Source organism: Domibacillus sp. A3M-37 (genome assembly GCF_024213455.1).
GTDB lineage: Bacteria > Bacillota > Bacilli > Bacillales > Domibacillaceae > Domibacillus > Domibacillus tundrae.
In genome coordinates this window covers 132,678-149,585 of sequence record NZ_JANAVL010000009.1, presented here as the reverse complement: position 1 = coordinate 149,585, position 16,908 = coordinate 132,678, and the positions used below count along the sequence as shown (strand labels likewise).

At 43.4% G+C, this 16,908-nt stretch carries 15 protein-coding genes; 9 read left to right on the top strand and 6 right to left on the bottom strand.

Going from position 1 to position 16,908, the window contains the following annotated elements; translation table 11 throughout:
* The first annotated feature begins 358 nt into the window (after positions 1-358).
* Positions 359-598 (top strand): hypothetical protein, encoded by a 240-nt coding sequence (locus tag NLX67_RS14720; RefSeq protein ID WP_254312269.1) that lies wholly within the window; start codon positions 359-361, stop codon positions 596-598.
* On the opposite strand, the gene ald is transcribed toward NLX67_RS14720, so the two are convergent.
* From ald to NLX67_RS14705, 3 genes are all read right to left on the bottom strand, one after another.
* Entirely contained in the window at positions 595-1,722 is a 1,128-nt protein-coding gene (gene ald, locus NLX67_RS14715) for an alanine dehydrogenase (RefSeq protein ID WP_046180720.1), read from the bottom strand. The genes NLX67_RS14720 and ald overlap by 4 nt on opposite strands.
* 295 nt (positions 1,723-2,017) lie before the next feature.
* Complete coding sequence (locus tag NLX67_RS14710; protein ID WP_254312268.1) at positions 2,018-3,082, bottom strand: copper resistance D family protein; 1,065 nt, start codon at positions 3,080-3,082, stop codon at positions 2,018-2,020.
* Positions 3,082-3,621 carry a copper resistance CopC family protein gene (locus tag NLX67_RS14705; RefSeq protein ID WP_254312267.1) on the bottom strand — a complete coding sequence of 180 codons (540 nt, stop codon included), beginning with the start codon at positions 3,619-3,621 and terminating at the stop codon, positions 3,082-3,084. Before NLX67_RS14705 ends, NLX67_RS14710 begins: the two co-directional genes overlap by 1 nt.
* 194 nt (positions 3,622-3,815) lie before the next feature.
* On the opposite strand from NLX67_RS14705, the gene NLX67_RS14700 reads away from it, so the two are divergent.
* Both NLX67_RS14700 and NLX67_RS14695 read left to right on the top strand, forming a co-directional pair.
* The gene (locus NLX67_RS14700; RefSeq protein ID WP_254312266.1) at positions 3,816-5,357 is read left to right on the top strand and encodes a UDP-N-acetylmuramoyl-L-alanyl-D-glutamate--2,6-diaminopimelate ligase; all 1,542 of its coding nucleotides are present in this window, start codon (positions 3,816-3,818) and stop codon (positions 5,355-5,357) included.
* Between the two features lie 319 nt (positions 5,358-5,676).
* Complete coding sequence (locus tag NLX67_RS14695; protein WP_046180724.1) at positions 5,677-6,831, top strand: glucose-1-phosphate adenylyltransferase; 1,155 nt, start codon at positions 5,677-5,679, stop codon at positions 6,829-6,831.
* A 53-nt stretch (positions 6,832-6,884) separates the two neighbouring features.
* On the opposite strand, the gene NLX67_RS14690 is transcribed toward NLX67_RS14695, so the two are convergent.
* Positions 6,885-7,661, bottom strand: a complete 777-nt coding sequence (locus NLX67_RS14690) for a helix-turn-helix domain-containing protein (RefSeq protein WP_254312265.1) — start codon at positions 7,659-7,661, stop codon at positions 6,885-6,887.
* 204 nt (positions 7,662-7,865) lie between these two features.
* On the opposite strand from NLX67_RS14690, the gene NLX67_RS14685 reads away from it, so the two are divergent.
* The 5 genes from NLX67_RS14685 (at position 7,866) to NLX67_RS14665 (ending at position 14,480) form a co-directional block, all read left to right on the top strand.
* Positions 7,866-8,912, top strand: coding sequence for a Gfo/Idh/MocA family protein (locus NLX67_RS14685; RefSeq protein ID WP_254312264.1), 1,047 nt, complete (start codon positions 7,866-7,868; stop codon positions 8,910-8,912).
* Positions 8,913-9,146: 234 nt separating this feature from the next.
* A complete protein-coding gene (locus NLX67_RS14680) occupies positions 9,147-10,898 on the top strand; it encodes an ABC transporter ATP-binding protein (RefSeq protein WP_254312263.1) in 1,752 nt (583 codons plus the stop codon).
* Entirely contained in the window at positions 10,899-12,680 is a 1,782-nt protein-coding gene (locus NLX67_RS14675; RefSeq protein ID WP_254312262.1) for an ABC transporter ATP-binding protein, read from the top strand.
* A gap of 202 nt (positions 12,681-12,882) precedes the next feature.
* Positions 12,883-13,857, top strand: coding sequence for a Gfo/Idh/MocA family protein (locus NLX67_RS14670; RefSeq protein WP_254312261.1), 975 nt, complete (start codon positions 12,883-12,885; stop codon positions 13,855-13,857).
* A 2-nt stretch (positions 13,858-13,859) separates the two neighbouring features.
* Positions 13,860-14,480, top strand: a complete 621-nt coding sequence (locus tag NLX67_RS14665) for an SGNH/GDSL hydrolase family protein (RefSeq protein WP_254312260.1) — start codon at positions 13,860-13,862, stop codon at positions 14,478-14,480.
* Between the two features lie 38 nt (positions 14,481-14,518).
* Here the strand turns inward: NLX67_RS14665 and NLX67_RS14660 are convergent, their stop codons facing one another.
* Both NLX67_RS14660 and NLX67_RS14655 read right to left on the bottom strand, forming a co-directional pair.
* A complete protein-coding gene (locus NLX67_RS14660) occupies positions 14,519-14,641 on the bottom strand; it encodes a hypothetical protein (protein WP_305882034.1) in 123 nt (40 codons plus the stop codon).
* Between the two features lie 3 nt (positions 14,642-14,644).
* On the bottom strand, positions 14,645-14,788 hold the full coding sequence (locus NLX67_RS14655) for a hypothetical protein (protein ID WP_254312278.1): 144 nt from the start codon (positions 14,786-14,788) through the stop codon (positions 14,645-14,647).
* A gap of 396 nt (positions 14,789-15,184) precedes the next feature.
* Between NLX67_RS14655 and NLX67_RS14650 the strand changes: the two genes are divergently transcribed.
* Positions 15,185-16,849 carry a glycoside hydrolase family 13 protein gene (locus tag NLX67_RS14650; protein WP_254312259.1) on the top strand — a complete coding sequence of 555 codons (1,665 nt, stop codon included), beginning with the start codon at positions 15,185-15,187 and terminating at the stop codon, positions 16,847-16,849.
* Positions 16,850-16,908 lie beyond the last annotated feature (59 nt).

Genomic DNA, 16,908 nt, shown 5'->3' with positions numbered 1-16,908 from the left:
GGCGGAATTGGCAGACGCGCTGGACTCAAAATCCAGTTCCTTCACGGGAGTGCCGGTTCGACCCCGGCCGCCGGTATAATCAAAAGCAGCTTCTATTTCGTTGTAAAACGAGATAGAAGCTGCTTTTTTTCTCGGAATTTTGTCCTTGGAAATTTGCATATACGATAAAATGAAAGGAATTCATGACACGGGGATTCAAGTGAATCAAGTCAAAGCTACGGGAAAAATCCAGTTTTAAACGAGGTTAGCTTAACCAGTAAAAAAAGACAAATTTATGGGTTAATCGACCCTTCAGAAGCAAGGAAAACCACGCTTGTTAAAATAATCGTTGGGATGGAAAAGCTGGGATCGGAATCGATTGTTGTCTTGGATAAAAAAAGTGCCGAACTTGAAGCTGTTGCAGCGTATTGTCTATATGGCACAGTCGGACTCTTTATATATGGAACTGACTGGAGAAGAAAATTTTATTTTCTTTGCGCCTCTATATGGATTACGTGGAGAGGAACATAGGCGGCGTATTGAGTACACAGCAAATCTCGTCCATTATTATGATAAAAGAAGGCTGCTTCTATTTACGGAAACAGCCTTCTCTAATTAAACGGTTAAAGAATCAAGCAATTCTTTCACATTTTTTCCTTCATAGCCTAATTCTTTCGCAACCGCTTCAAATGTAACGTAGCCGCCAAACGTGTTAATACCATGCTCAAGAGCTGAGTTTTGCTTGATCGCTTGTTCAAATCCTTTATTCGCGATCTGCAGAGCGTAAGGAATCGTCACATTTGTTAACGCAATCGTAGACGTACGCGGAACGGCGCCTGGCATGTTCGCAACCGCATAATGAACAACTCCATGTTTTTCATACGTTGGGTCTGTGTGTGTAGTAATCCGGTCAACGGTTTCAAAAATACCACCTTGGTCGATGGCTACGTCGACAATAACCGAACCTGGAGACATGGATTTAACCATTTCTTCGGTGACGAGTTTTGGTGCTTTAGCGCCTGGAATTAAAACTGCGCCAATGACGAGATCAGATTCTTTGACGGATTCAGCAATGTTTAACGGGCTTGACATGAGGGTTTGAACGCTTGCGCCAAAAATTTCTTCAAGCTGGCGAAGGCGATCGGCGCTAAGGTCGATGATCGTAACGTCTGCTCCGAGGCCAACGGCAATACGCGCAGCGTTTGTGCCGACTATGCCACCGCCGATGACCGTTACGCGGCTTCTTTTCACACCGGGAACGCCGCCAAGAAGCACACCTTTTCCGCCGTTATTTTTCTCTAAAAATTGAGCGCCGATTTGTGTCGACATACGGCCTGCAACTTCACTCATTGGAGAGAGGAGCGGAAGTGTGCCATTGACCGTAACAGTTTCATAAGCGATGCCTGTCACGCCACTGTCGACAAGTGCTTTTGTCAATGCCGGCTCAGCAGCAAGGTGTAAGTAAGTGAAAAGAAGAAGATCCTTACGGAAATATTGATATTCAGAAGCCAGTGGTTCTTTTACCTTCATCACCATGTCCGACCGGTTCCAAACCTCTTTCGCCGATTCGATCACTTCTGCCCCGTACTGTGCATACTCCGCATCTGTGAAGCCGCTTCCAAGTCCTGCTCCTTTTTCAATCATTATGTCATGTCCTGCGTTTACGAGCGTTGCAACCCCCGACGGTGTAATCGCTACACGGTTTTCATTGTTTTTAATCTCAGCTGGAACCCCAATTAACATCTCGATCATCCTCTCGTATTTATTGATTTTGTTTTATTGTAGGAGAAAAATGAAGAAATGACATCGTTTTGAATGTTAAAAAACAGAAACTTCATTTGTTAAAAATCACAAAAAAATACGGGGGATGTATTCAGATGAATATAAGATAGCGTTTTCTTTACTTTTATTATAAGGATGTAAAGAAGAAATAAACAGTTATTCGACCTAAAGTGAATGTTCCTTAAATGGTTTTAATAAGCGAAAAAACATTGTGAGAAAATCTAACAGGATTTCCGTCATAGACAGAAATCCTGTTTTAATGTAATCCGGTTATAAGGGCCATATACACAGAAAAAACAAGCAGCATGCTTAAAATAAAGGTAATGCCAACAGCTTTTTTTGTATAAGACCAAAGACAAAGAGCAAAAAAAAGAACAGCAGTGATACTAAACAGCAAGCTCATCGATGACCATCCAAACATAGGTATATTGCCATTATAAAAATAAGCAAACAGGGGAGAGTAATCGCTGCCACTTGAAGCATGTGGCGGTTCTTGCTGCCCAAGAAAAGCGGTAGTCACAAAAATAAAAAGGAGCACAATGCTTTCTGCTTTCATCCAGGGTCTTGGATCAAACTCTTTTTGTTTTTGAAGTCTTTTTTTGATCGAAAAGCTGTTGATGAAAGCAAACAACAATATCGGTAGTAAAAGCAAATGCTTAATGAGCAGGGACTGACCATAGTTTAATGACCATGAGCTGATATAATCACGGACATCCATAATCACCGCCATCATAAAGAAGCCGGAAATAATCGTAAAACTGAAGCAAATCACAGCAACAGGAGAAAACCATTTTAAAAACGACAGCCAGTTGGAATGATCTTTGGCGAACCAGCCCGCTGCAATCAAAATGCCAATCCAGATGGAAACGGCGGTAAAATGGACAGAGTGATAAAGAAAACCGTTCCATTCTGTTAAAGAAGCGGCATGACTTGACCAGCTTATCGAGAAAATAAGCACAATTGTAAAGATGAGCGCACCAATTACGAATCGTTTGTCCGCTAAAACAGGAAAAGTAAAAAGATATAGCGCGAAGAAGACAGCAACAGCGAATGTAAACGCCCACGCTTTTCCGATTGTGAAGCTGAAAATGACCAACTGTGTAATGGAGGCAAGATCGGTTCCTTTTGAAAGCTCCATAATGAGTACTGCAACCGGCGTAAAAGCAAACACGGCAATACCTGCTATAGCCACATAAAGCCATCGCTCCCGGATCAGGATCGATGGCTTTTTATGTGAAGGAATCAGCTGTAGAATAAAAGCGCCCATTAAAAAGGAAAAACAGCTGTATAAAAGGGTTTCAGTAACATAAAGGACAGCCATTATTTTTTCCCTTTTCTCATTAATACAAATGCTGCAATCAGTGCAGCGGCAATAATAACGCCAAGCACGATCGGCATTGTGCCAGCAGGCGATATTGTTTCTTCCTGTTGTACATCAGCTGGTGCTTCTTTGGCTGTTTCTGAATTCTCTTCTACTGTGTCAGCTTCTTCTGTTGCAGGTTCAACTTCCTGCTTTGCTGAAACGGTAAAACCATACGTTCCTTCAATTAAATGCCCATCCTCGCCAACGATGCGCCAGTCGACTGTATATGTTCCGTTTTGGAGGGGCTCTGCTGTTGAACCTTTCACCACATTATCGGTCACAGTCACACTTTCAAGGGGCACCTCCGCGGATTCACTGTTTAGTGTGAAGCTGCTTCCGCTTTCGATTACCGTTTCAAATGTTAATGAAATATTCTGTACGGGCTCTGTTATCGTCTCACCGTCTGCTGGAGAAGAACTTTCCAGACCAGTATGGGCGGATACTGAGGGCGAAAAAAGAAATAATAAGCTAAAAAGAAATACAAATGACTTTTTCAATTATGTTCACCTCTGTTTTTAAATCTTTCATACACACTATACCATTGTTAAAAAGCAAACGGATGAAAACGGTCTTTAGATCACAAATGTGTCAAAAAAGATCGAAAAAACACACAAAGACTTCACAAAAGGAGTAGAAAAAGCAGGGATGGAAAAGTAAGAATAAAAACAACGAACGAAGAGAGGAACGATCCATGCGCATTCCATTTGATCAAATTCCAGCTGTTTCACCGATCAGTCTCTTTGGTCCAGCCAGCCCAATGGTTTCAGGTGTTACATACAATTCCCAAATGGTAAAGCCGCAATTCGCTTTTTTTGCCATTATAGGTGAAAACACAGATGGCCACGCGTATATAGAGCAAGCGATTGAATCAGGTGCAGCCGCAATCGTCGGTACCGATGAAGATGTTCTTCGGTCATTTTATGGACACTTTCCATCTGTAACGTTTGTGCTAGTAGAGGATTCTAGAGAAGCAATGGCACGTGTGGCTAATTATTTCTATGGAAATGCACAGGATCGCTTGATCAAAGTTGGTGTCACCGGTACAAACGGAAAAACAACAGTCGCGACGTATGTGCAAAACTTGTTTAACCTGCTGCATATTCCGTGTGGCATGCTTGGGACGACAGGCATCTGGAAAGCGAATGAGAAAATGGACTTTGACAAAAGCACGCCGACCACACCGATGTCTGTGGATATCCATCACATTTTTCATGAACTGCACCGTACCCATCATGAAGCGGCTACAATGGAAGTGTCTTCGATTGCACTAGATCAAAAGCGGGTGGCGGGCATTCAATTTGATATCGCGATTCATACAAATTTTTCCGAGGAGCATTTAGAGTATCATAAAACGATGGAACATTATAAGCAATCTAAGCTTCTTTTGTTTCAGCAGGCGGCCGTTAGTATCGTTAACTTAGACGATGCGGGCATGGCGGAAGATATATTGAAGTCGGCTTCTCAAAGGGTGATAACCTATAGCCGAAATTTCACGTCAGATGCGGATTTAACCTGGACAGACTGTCATCATTATGAGCAGGGCATGCTGTTTACAATTTATTATGGAGGAAAAAAATATACAGTATCTGTTCCGCTTTACGGAGAATACAATGCCGGGAACGTGACAGCCGCTATTGCATCGGCTTTATCACTCGGCATCGATATGGAAGAGATTGTTTCTGTGCTGCCGAATATGAAGCAGGCGGAAGGGCGGTTTCAAGTTATTCATGCTCCGGATAACCGAAAAATTGTCATTGATTACGCCCACACGCCCGTCGCGCTCGATCAGATTTTAACCGAAGTGCGGCATATTCCGCACAATCGACTTATTGCGATGATCGCAGGCATTGGCATCCGTCATTTCGGAAAAATGCCAAAAATGGCACGGGCTGCAGAAGGAAAAGCGGATGCGCTCGTTGTTACCGTTGATCATCCTGGTTATCATGACCCGAATGACGTTATCCGTCATGTATTAAGCGGATTTAATGAACCGAAAGAGTTGATTATGACGGCGGAAACGAGAAAAGAAGGGGTTATAAAAGCACTGGAAGAAAGCGGCTCGAATGATATTGTGCTGCTGACTAGCGGCTGTATTAACGGATGCCAAATTGTAAAAGGGCATTATATTCCTCATTCCGATGAAGAGATCATTCGCGAATTTTTCCGAATCTCAAACAAAGTGTCTAATTCTCACTATAAAGTTGATACTGATTCAGCCCTATCATCTATTTAAGGGTTACAAAGAAAAGTCCTTAATAAAGGGCTTTTTTATTTTATATAAAAAGTGGTTTTTTAACCCAAATGAGAGCATGTAATATTTTTTCGTCTAAATTCTGTCATGGTGTACGGAAATGACAAAGACCTTTCAGAAGGAAAAGAGTCATTATATGTGTACACACGGACATATGAGGGCACAATATGGGTGATCATACTAAATCATAGTGAAGGTGAAACTGTTGTACTTCGCCGACAGGAAGCAAGAATATACGAAGTCATTCAATAACAAGAAAAGCATTTGATATTGATCAGTAAAAGGAAAAGGAGAATAGAAAATGGCAAAACAACAATGCGTAGCAATGCTCTTAGCGGGCGGCAAAGGAAGCAGGTTAAAAGAATTAACAGAAAATGTGGCGAAACCAGTGGTGCCGTTTGGCGGAAAATACCGCATTGTTGATTTTCCTCTTTCCAATTGTGCCAATTCTGGCATACATACGGTTGGTGTGTTAACGCAATACCAGCCGCTCGTTTTAAATACATATATCGGAAACGGAAGCGCGTGGGATCTCGATCGCAGCAAAGGCGGCGTCACTATTCTCCCACCATATGCAAGCGCTTCAGATGTCAATTGGTATACCGGAACGGCCAGTGCCATCTATCAAAACCTCCATTATCTAAAGCAGTATGAGCCTGCAAACGTCTTGATCTTGTCAGGCGACCACATTTACAAAATGGATTACAACTTAATGCTTCAATATCATATTGAAAAAGAAGCCGACGCGACCATTTCCGTTATTGAAGTTCCGTGGGATGAAGCGAGCCGGTTCGGTATTATGAATACCGATGAATTGAATAATATCACGCGGTTTGACGAAAAGCCGGATGATCCGGAAAGCAACCTTGCCTCCATGGGTATTTACATCTTTAAGTGGTCCGTTTTGAAAAAATATTTAGAGCAGGATGCGGACAATCCAGATTCTTCAAATGATTTCGGAAATGATGTCATACCAGCGATGCTTGCGGATCAGCAAAAACTGGCTGCGTATCCGTTTAAAGGCTACTGGAAGGATGTCGGAACGGTCAAAAGCTTATGGGAAGCGAATATGGATTTATTGGAAAATGATCATCAATTGGACTTGTACGATAAAGACTGGCGCATTTGTTCAGTAAACGAAAATTTCCCGCCACCAGTGATGGGCCAAAACGCCATTGTACAATGTTCAATTATCAGTGAAGGGTGTATCGTGGATGGGGAAATTCAGCATTCCATTTTATCAGAAGGCGTAAAAGTAGCAAAAAATGCTTTTATTAAAGATTCTGTAATCATGCCGAACGCAAAAGTTGGAACCCGTTCTTATATTGAAAAAGCAATTGTCATGGAAAATGTTCATGTACCGAAAAATACGGTCATTTACAATGACTCGGAAGATGTGCTGCTTGTTACGAAAGAGTTTTTACTGACTCTTACGGAAGAAAAATTAATGGTATAAAATAGCTGAAAAGCTGCTCAGGCCTGTTCAATCCTAAAGCAGCTTTTTTGTTTTTAAGAACCGGTCCGCCGGTACACGCCAGGAGCAGTGCCGTATTTCTTTTTAAATACTTTATGAAAATAAGGATATGAACCGAATCCGCATTCTTCGGCGATATGTTCAAGGGTCATCGTCGTGTAGGTCATCCGGTCAATAGCAGAAGAAAGCCGTATTTCATGCGCGTATTCAAGCATTGTTTTGCCGGTGCTGCTTTTAAAAAGATGAATCGAACGCGAAACACTCAAGCCGGCATGACGGGCGGCGTCCTCTACTTTAAATGTACTCAGCGCATGCTCTTCAATGTAGCGCATCATCCGTGTGACCACGTATGGACGCGTTAAATCGATGCTCGTTTCGTTGGCGGCCCGCTCAATATAAAAGCATAAAGATTGAAGAAGAGCGTGGGAGAGTTCCTTGTTTTTGCTCGAAGCGGGACGACGTTCTTCTATAACAATGCTTCGCCAGAGCGAAATTAAGTTTTCATCGACACCGATATGAGACAAGACCGGCTTTTGAGAACGTGCCCACCATTGGGCGAGCCAGCTGCCGTCACAAATAAGATAATAATCGCCACTATCATGGTTTTCTTTAATAAATAGTTCGTAATGATCTTCGGGGTGGACCATGAGCAGATCACCCTGCTTTATCTCGTACATCCGCCCATTCACCTTTGCCTCGCAGGCACCTTCTGTCTGCAGGCGGAACACATACTCGGAGAAGCCGGGCTTATGCTGGGTATACAAACGCTGTGTATGATACGCATATCCACACACGTAAATATTCGAGTTCATTTGATCACCACCTTTTACACTTAATAGCCAAATCGTATATGTTTTCATTATATCATTTATGTTTATTTTAACATGCTTGTTATATGATGTAGTCAAATTCATTAGGCGAAAGAAAATAGGAATAAATAAATGATAGCGATTCCAAAAAAACGCTCTCAAATTGAGATCTTTCGACTACATATCCACGAAAAGGAGAATGGAAAAATGAGCAAATTAAAAGCAGCAGTTATTGGGTGCGGAAGCATTGCCAAGTATCGCCACATTCCGGAATATGCAGCAAATGAACAGGTAGAAATTGTTGCTGTTTGTGATATTGTCCAAGAAAGGGCAGAAGAAATGGCGTCACAGTATGGAGCAAAAGCATACACCGATTCCAAAGAAGTGATCAATCTTCTGGAAGTCGACGTTGTCAGCATCTGCCTGCCGAACTATTTGCATGCGCCGGTTTCCATTGCAGCGCTTCAAGCAGGCAAGCACGTGCTTTGTGAAAAACCGATGGCTACATCAAAAGAAGAAGCGGAAGCGATGATTGAAGCGGCAAACACGAGCGGCAAGACACTAATGATTGCACATAATCAGCGGTTCGTTGCATCGCATCAAAAAGCGAAAGAGATTTTGGACAGCGGCAAGCTAGGCAAAGTGTACAGCTTTAAAACAACATTCGGCCATCCGGGGCCGGAAGCGTGGAGTGTAGACGGAGCAGATAGCTGGTTTTTTAACAAAGAGCAGGCTTTTATCGGCGCAATGGGCGATCTTGGTGTTCATAAATCCGATTTAATGCGTTATTTGCTTGGAGAATTTACAGAAGTGGGCGCTTTTATTGAAACAAATGCAAAACAAAACACGGATGTGGACGACAATGCAGTGTGTATTTTGCGTACGGAAAGCGGCATTATTGGTACGCTGGCAGCCAGCTGGGCGTACACAGCGGGCAGCGGTGACAATTCCACAATCATTTACGGTGAAAATGGCACGCTGAAGCTGGAAGCCGATCCGGAGTATTCGCTGATTGAGGAATACCGTACAGGAGAAGTGGTCAAGCACCAGCTTGGCAAAATCCAGACAAATGAAGAAGGCGGCCAGACGACGACGCACGTAATTGACCATTTTATTGAAAGTATTCTCGAACAAAAAGAGCCGCTCATTACCGGCGAAGAAGGCTACAAATCATTACAGGTCATTTTGGCGGCGCTTGAATCACAGGAAACGAAGCAGATTGTTTCGTTAAAACAGGGCGTGGCAGTGAAATAAAGTAAAAAGAAAAGGGCATTCATATGCCCTTTTTTCTCACTTTCAAGCGGATTTGTTCAATAAACAGCGTTCTTTTTCTTTTTGAGTGAAAAAGATGGATACAACGTGGAAGAAGGAATAAAATGTATTTATTTTAATTTAACGGTGCGGGAAAGGGGTCCTTGTTTTCATCAAAGATCGATTGACATCACAAATGCCATGATGTGAAAATGTATGGAAAGAAGGGAATAGAACGTGCATAGTTTGAAATGGATTTGGACGTATATGCGGGACTACAAATCCGGCGTCTTTATTGGGGTTTTTCTTGTACTTCTTGTCGCGGGATTAAATATGCTCAATCCATACTTCTCCGGCCGAATTGTCGATGATGTTATTTATGGTGGGAACATGGCGCTGCTTTGGTTGCTGATCAGCTTTATGATAGCGGTTACGATGATAAAAACGGTCATTCGCTACAGTTTTCAAATTTTGTTTGAACGTGTGTCGCAGCAGGTCATTTTTACGATTCGGAAGCAGCTTTATGAACGGCTGAATGAACTGGATTTCCGGTTTTACGATCGGACAAAAACAGGTGATATTATGGCGCGGATGACCGGTGACATGGAAGCTGTCCGTCATTTTACAGCCTGGACAACGTACATGATTGTAGAAAATGCGGCGATTTTATTATTTGCTATTATTTTTATGTTGACGATTCATGCACCACTTACGTTAGCCATGATCGCTGTGACACCTGTTATTGGTTTTTTTGCCTATCGGATGAGCAGTGAAGTACGGCCGACATTTTCAGAAATCCGGGCCCAATTTGCGCGCTTGAATTCGGTTGTGCAGGAAAACATTAGCGGCAACCGCGTGGTCAAAGCCTTTGCCAAAGAAGAATACGAAATCGGCAAATTTTCTGCTGAAAATAATGCCTTTAAAGAAAAAAATATTCAGTCGGCACGTGTATGGGAAAAGTACTTGCCTGTACTTGACTCACTTGCAGGTGTGTTGCTTGTGGTTATGATTTTAGTCGGCGGACTGATGGTTATTCAAGAGTCATTGACAATTGGAGAACTCGTTGTCTTTAATTCACTTATTTGGGCGCTGAACAATCCGATGCGGATGGCTGGCTGGCTGATTAATGATGTCCAGCGTTTTATTGCGTCCGCTGAAAAGATTGAAGATTTGCTTAATGAGCAGCCGGCTATTACAAATCATCATCAAAAGAAAGCGCTCGTTCCACACGAATTCTCCGTTCAATTTCAAGATGTTACATTTCAATATGAGGATGATCCGGTGCTCTCAAACATTACGTTTGGCGTTAAGCAGGGACAGACGGTGGCAATTGTTGGTCCGACCGGTGCTGGAAAATCGACCATTGTGAACTTGCTTTGCCGATTTTATGATGCGGACAGCGGGGGAGTCGTTGTGGAAGGAGTGGATGTGAAAGAGTGGGACGTCCGGTCATTGCGGAAGCATACAGCGATGGTTATGCAGGACATCTTTTTATTCTCCGATACAATTGAAGGAAACATCGCTTACGGCGTCCCGGATGCAACGATTGAACAAGTGCAGGACGCGGCGAAAAAAGCGGAAGCACACGGTTTTATTTCCAAACTGCCGGAAGGATATGACACGATTATCGGCGAGCGGGGCGTCGGCTTATCAGGCGGACAGCGCCAGCGGATTTCGCTTGCGCGGGCGATTTTAAAGGATGCGCCAATTTTAATTTTGGATGATACGACATCCGCTGTTGATCTGGAAACGGAAATGCGCATTCAAAAAACGTTAAAATCTGTTCTTCAAGAAAAAACCTGCTTTATTATTGCGCATCGCATTTCCTCCGTGAAAGAAGCCGATCTCATTCTTGTGCTCGAACACGGGCGGATTATGGAGCGAGGGAAGCATGAAGATTTATTGAAACGGAAAGGACGCTATTATAATGTGTTTAAAAATCAATTTGGTGACTTTGACGGCCATCAATTCGGCAAGGAAGTGATGTAAATGGCGCGCAATAAATTTGATGTGGATGAAGAGCTGGAATCATCATTTGACTTCAATCAGCTGAAACGGATGATGGGCTATTTGCGTCCATTTAAAACCAAAATTTTTTTCACTGTTTTTCTTATGCTGTTGGCGAGCGGGGCAGCGTTGACGGGACCTTATTTAATTAAAGTGGCTATCGACGATAAAATCCCAAACAGAGACGCAGGAGGCCTTGCGCTGCTTGCCGGATTTTATTTAGCTGCGATTACCGTTACCGGCATTTGTTTAAAGTACCGGATCAGAATGATGTCACAAATCGGGCAAAGCGTCATCTTGCAGCTGCGAAAAGATTTGTTTTCCCATTTGCAGACATTGTCTTTCTCCTATTACGACAGCCGTCCGCACGGAAAGATTTTAGTACGGGTCGTCAATTATGTAAACTCGCTGAGCGACTTGCTGTCAAACGGTATTATTAACGTCATTACCGATTTATTCAGTGTGCTGGTTATTATCGGTTTTATGCTGGCAATTGATGTGAAGATGACCTTTGCCGCGATGGCGGGCTTCCCTTTTTTAATTGGTTTTATTTTTCTTATTAAAAGAGCTCAGCGCAAAGCGTGGCAGCAAATCAGCAACAAGCAGTCCAACCTGAACGCCTACATTCATGAAAGTTTAAACGGGATGAAAGTAACGCAGGCGTTTGCACGTGAAGAAGAAAATGAAAGAATTTTTTATGAAGTGTCGGACAGTTACCGGTCTGCCTGGATGAAAGGGATTAAAATCCAGTTTTTGCTTTGGCCGGTTATCGAAAATATTTCAGTCATTACCGTTTCATTAGTGTACGTGACCGGCATTTTTTGGCTGAACGGCAGCGTGACAGCAGGGGAACTTGTAGCGTTTATCGGATACATTTGGATGTTTTGGCAGCCGCTCGCAAATATCGGAAACTTCTATAATGCGATTATTAATGCGATGGCGTATTTGGAGCGTATTTTTGAAACGATTGATGAAGAACCGGCGATTAAAAACGCACTAAACGCCGGAACGCTGCCGCCTGTGCGCGGGCAGGTTCAATTTGATGACGTCGTTTTCGGTTATGAGGGTGAAAAAAATATTCTTGATCATGTCAATTTTACAGCAGCACCGGGAGATACCATTGCGCTGGTCGGCGCGACCGGTTCAGGGAAAACAACGATTGTCAGCTTGATCAGCCGGTTTTACGATACGAATAGGGGCAGTGTGAAGGTAGATGGGATTGATATTAAAACAGTGACGCTTTCGTCGCTGCGCAGCCAAATGGGCGTGATGCTGCAGGACCCGTTTATTTTTTCCGGTACGATTATGGACAATATTCGGTATGGCCGGCTTGATGCGACGGATGAAGAAGTTGTAGCGGCATCAAAAGCGGTGCAGGCGCATGAGTTTATTAGCGAAATGGAAGATGGTTATGAAACGGAAGTGAATGAGCGTGGAACACGCCTTTCATCTGGACAGCGCCAGCTCATTTCATTTGCTCGGGCACTTCTCGCCGATCCGAAAATATTGATTCTCGATGAAGCGACGTCAAGCATCGATACGGAAACAGAGCTTGCGCTTCAAAAAGGGCTGGAGCAGCTCCTGGCAGGCCGCACATCCTTTATTATTGCTCATCGACTGTCCACCATCCAAAACGCCACACGGATTTTCTTTATTGACGGCGGACAAATTGTGGAGCAGGGCACGCATGAAGAACTGCTGAAAAAAGACGGGGCGTATTCAAAGCTGTACATGTCACAGCGCCGAGCGTTGCAGGTTGGATAATCGTACGTATTCAATGAGGATTCGGTTTGCAACGATTCCTTTTAAAAGGAGTGAATCAATAATGCCGAAATCGCCCCTTTTCCGTGATCCCATTTACGATGGTGCCAGATCCTGTTCTTATTTGGAACAGGGAAGCGGAAGAATGGTGGATTGTATATCCGAATCGTCAGGCTGTTTTTTTGAATGTAAAGGAGCTGAATAAATGAAGATTGGGATGGTTGGAACGGGTGGATTCAGCCGGATGCATGCAGCTATTTTTACGGATATGACAGACGTAAGGTTTCAAGCAGTTTGCGGAACGAGTCAAGAAAAAGCAGCGGCTTTTGCGGCAGAGTATGGTGATGCAAACGGGTACGACAATGTCACACAGATGCTGGATCAGGAAAAACTGGACGCAGTCTACATCTGTGTCCCGCCTTTTGCTCACGGCGATGTGGAGCAGCAGCTTATTGAGAGGGGAATTCCGTTTCTCGTTGAAAAGCCGCTCGCTGTTAATCTTAAGGTGCCGAACGAAATCACCGTGTCTCTGCAAAAAAAGAATGTGATCACATCGGTCGGTTATCATTTCCGCTATCGTGACACAGTCGCCTCATTAAAAAAAGAACTGGAAACATGCACAGTCGGTATGGTGACAGGAGGCTGGATGGGGTCGATGCCGCTCGTTCCATGGTGGCGCAACCGTGATACATCCGGCGGCCAGTTTGTTGAGCAGACGACACACTTAATTGATTTAGTGCGATACACGCTTGGTGAAGTGGAGGAAGTACACGCAGTGGAAGCAAACAGAATCATGGCAGATCTGCATAAAAACGTAACCGTGGCGGACATTGGCAGCGCGATATTGAAAATGAAAAGCGGTGTTCTAGTTCAGCTGTCGAATACATGTGTGCTGCCAGATGGTGTGTCAGAGATCGGGCTTCACTATTTTCATAACGGCGGTATCGCAAAGATTGACCAAGCTGGGCTGACAAAATGTACGTCATCTATGGAGGTGAAAGAAAAAGACTCAGTGAATCCGTATGTGCGTGAAAATGAAGCCTTCCTTCACGCTGTGCAAACGGGCGATACGTCACGTATTTTATCGAGCTATGAAGATGCATTTCGTACACAAGAAGTAACAGACGCGATCATGAAGTCGGTTGAAAGCAAAAAAACTATTCAATTAGGAGGAAACTAACCTTGTTTACAAAAGAAGACCGTATTTTATTTATTGGAGACAGCATCACGGACAGCGAACGCCAGGCGGAGCCCGAAGAAATCGGCGATGGATATGTTCGGCTTGTTCGCGACCATTTTATTTGCCAGTCGCCTGCCAATGCGCCGGTCATCGTCAATAAAGGGATCGGCGGCAACCGCGTAACAGACCTGGCTGAGCGGTGGGAAAAGGACGTTTTAAAAGAACAGCCGACTGTTTTATCCATTTCCATTGGCATTAATGATGTGTGGCGGCAGCTTGATTCGCAGGGCATTGATCAAATATTGCCCGGGAAATTTGAGACGGTGTATCGCGCCCTGCTCGACCAGTCATCTGGTATCCGGCTCATCCTGATGGAGCCGACGATAATTGAAGAAGACCCACAGTCAAAAGGAAACCAAATGCTCAAGCCGTATGTAGACATTGTCCGGAAGCTCGCTGAAGAGTATGGGGCTGTACTCGTGCCGGTTCATGGAGCATTTATCGGTTATTTAAGAGAAGGCAGTAAATATAGATTAACGACAGATGGCGTACATATGACCTCGATCGGAAATATGCTTATGGCGCGGACATGGCTTACAGCAGCCGGTGCAGTGTCGAAATAAGAAAAAGGCGATCTCTTCAAAGGGAGACCGTCTTTTTCTTATTTAATCGTCACTTCAACACCAAAATGATCGGGCACAACCGCTTTATTGACATCATTAAAAATAACAGCGGACGCTTCCACCTGGACGGGTTTGTTCACAAAAATATAATCAATCCGCAAATCCTATTTGGTTCCATCCGTCCCACCCATCATCGCGATGAGCTTCCCGACAGAGATCATAATACCGGCAGCAGGTATCACAGCCACAACAACTAAAAGCGCTTTCCTGAGTTTTTGCCAAAAATTAAAAGAGATGAATTTCTTCATCACCAATTCTGCTTTTGCTAAAAGTTAAGTGCTTACAAAATATTCAAGAAATCGTTTGCGTGAATTTCATTCTAATAAGCTCGCTTTCATTTGGCAAGAGTGAATTTGAAAAACTTTTGAATATAAGGATATTTATTGTTTTAAAAAGTTAAAAATGGGAATCAGTATAAAAATTGTTCTTCATAAATCATGAAAATAAATATTTTTAATGAAAACGATTGCGCGAGTATTTTTCATGTTTTATACTAAGTCGTGTTAAATAACTGAAAAATGCTTGTGCGCATGAAGCGCAGGTGGAAAAGGTCATGAGAGAAACTTTCAGCCTTCGCATTCTTTTTTTGCATTCCGTGCTAAAATACACGTAGAAAATATTCTAGAAGATTCGGGGGACGTCTTATGAGTAAAGTATGGTGGAAAGAAGCGGTGGCGTATCAAATTTATCCGCGCAGCTTTTTGGATTCAAATGGAGACGGTATTGGGGATATTCAAGGGGTGATCGCGAAACTTGATTACTTAAAGGATCTTGGTATCGACGTTATTTGGATTTGCCCGATGTTTGAATCGCCGAACGATGACAATGGCTATGACATTAGTGATTACAAAGAAATTATGGATGAATTCGGGACGATGGCCGATTTTGACGAACTCCTGCAAGGTGTTCATGAACGTGGAATGAAACTGATCCTCGATCTTGTGATCAACCATACGAGCGATGAGCATCCGTGGTTTATTGAATCACGCTCATCAAAAGACAATCCAAAACGTGATTGGTACATTTGGCGTGACGGAAAAAACGGCGCGGAGCCGAACAACTGGGAAAGTATTTTCGGCGACTCGGCGTGGGAATATGACCAGACGACCGAGCAGTTTTTCCTGCACCTGTTCTCGAAAAAGCAGCCGGATTTAAACTGGGAGAACCCGGAAGTGCGTCAGGCGCTATACGAAACCGTTAATTGGTGGCTAGATAAAGGCATCGACGGTTTCCGTGTGGATGCAATCAGCCATATTAAAAAGGTTGAAGGCCTAATTGATATGCCGAATCTAAAGGAACTTAAATATGTGCCGTCATTTGACCACCATATGAACGTAAAAGGCATTCAGCCGCTTCTGGAAGAACTGAAAACTGAAACATTTGCGAAATACGACATTATGACGGTTGGCGAAGCAAATGGTGTAACAGCGGATGAAGTCGATGAATGGGTAGACGAGGAAAAAGGGAAGTTCAACATGATTTTCCAGTTTGAACACCTTGAACTGTGGAATGCGGAAACGAAAATGGGACTCGACATTCCCGGCTATAAAAAAGTGATGACCAAGTGGCAAAAAGCGCTCCAAAATAAAGGCTGGAATGCGCTGTTTATTGAAAATCATGACAAAGCGCGTGTCGTCTCGACATGGGGAAATGACCAGGAGTACTGGTGTGAAAGTGCGACATCCTTTGCGGCAGTCTACTTCTTAATGCAGGGGACACCGTTTATTTATCAAGGGCAGGAAATCGGCATGACGAATGTGAAATACGAAGATATTGACGATTACAATGATGTCCGGACGAAAAACATGTACCGTCTTGGGATCGGTGCCGGTATTAATCACGAGGAAATGATGGAGATTATCTGGCATTCAAGCCGTGACAACTCACGCACACCGATGCAATGGTCCACGGAAGAAAACGCTGGCTTCACAACAGGCAGGCCGTGGATTAAATTAAATGAAAATTATAAGAGCATTAACGTCGAAGCCCAGCTGCAAAGCGAAGGCTCGATTTTGAACTTTTATAAAAAGATGATCAAAATGAAAAAAGCAAATGAAGTTTTCACGTATGGCATATACGATGAAGTGCTAGAAGAAGATACACGCTTGTTTGCATATACGCGGACGCTTGGCAATGAAAAAGTGATCGTACTCAGCAACTTGTCTGATCAGCCGGTGCCTGTAAAAAAAATGGACGGCATCACGTATGAGTTTGCTAACTTAATGCTTCATAACTACAAGGTGCCGGAAGAAAATCCGCCGGGTGAACTCATTTTACATCCTTATGAAACACGTGTTTATAAAGTATGATTCAAAACGGCTTAAACATTCACTGTTTGAGCCGTTTTTTTGTGTGCAGGGCCGGTAAA

Coding starts and splice junctions, on each gene's coding strand:
- ald (WP_046180720.1), bottom strand. CDS start 1,722: ATGTTAATTGGGGTTCCAGCTGAGATTAAAAACAATGAAAACCGTGTA.
- NLX67_RS14710 (WP_254312268.1), bottom strand. CDS start 3,082: ATGGCTGTCCTTTATGTTACTGAAACCCTTTTATACAGCTGTTTTTCC.
- NLX67_RS14700 (WP_254312266.1), top strand. CDS start 3,816: ATGCGCATTCCATTTGATCAAATTCCAGCTGTTTCACCGATCAGTCTC.
- NLX67_RS14695 (WP_046180724.1), top strand. CDS start 5,677: ATGGCAAAACAACAATGCGTAGCAATGCTCTTAGCGGGCGGCAAAGGA.
- NLX67_RS14690 (WP_254312265.1), bottom strand. CDS start 7,661: ATGAACTCGAATATTTACGTGTGTGGATATGCGTATCATACACAGCGT.
- NLX67_RS14685 (WP_254312264.1), top strand. CDS start 7,866: ATGAGCAAATTAAAAGCAGCAGTTATTGGGTGCGGAAGCATTGCCAAG.
- NLX67_RS14675 (WP_254312262.1), top strand. CDS start 10,899: ATGGCGCGCAATAAATTTGATGTGGATGAAGAGCTGGAATCATCATTT.
- NLX67_RS14670 (WP_254312261.1), top strand. CDS start 12,883: ATGAAGATTGGGATGGTTGGAACGGGTGGATTCAGCCGGATGCATGCA.
- NLX67_RS14655 (WP_254312278.1), bottom strand. CDS start 14,788: ATGAAGAAATTCATCTCTTTTAATTTTTGGCAAAAACTCAGGAAAGCG.
- NLX67_RS14650 (WP_254312259.1), top strand. CDS start 15,185: ATGAGTAAAGTATGGTGGAAAGAAGCGGTGGCGTATCAAATTTATCCG.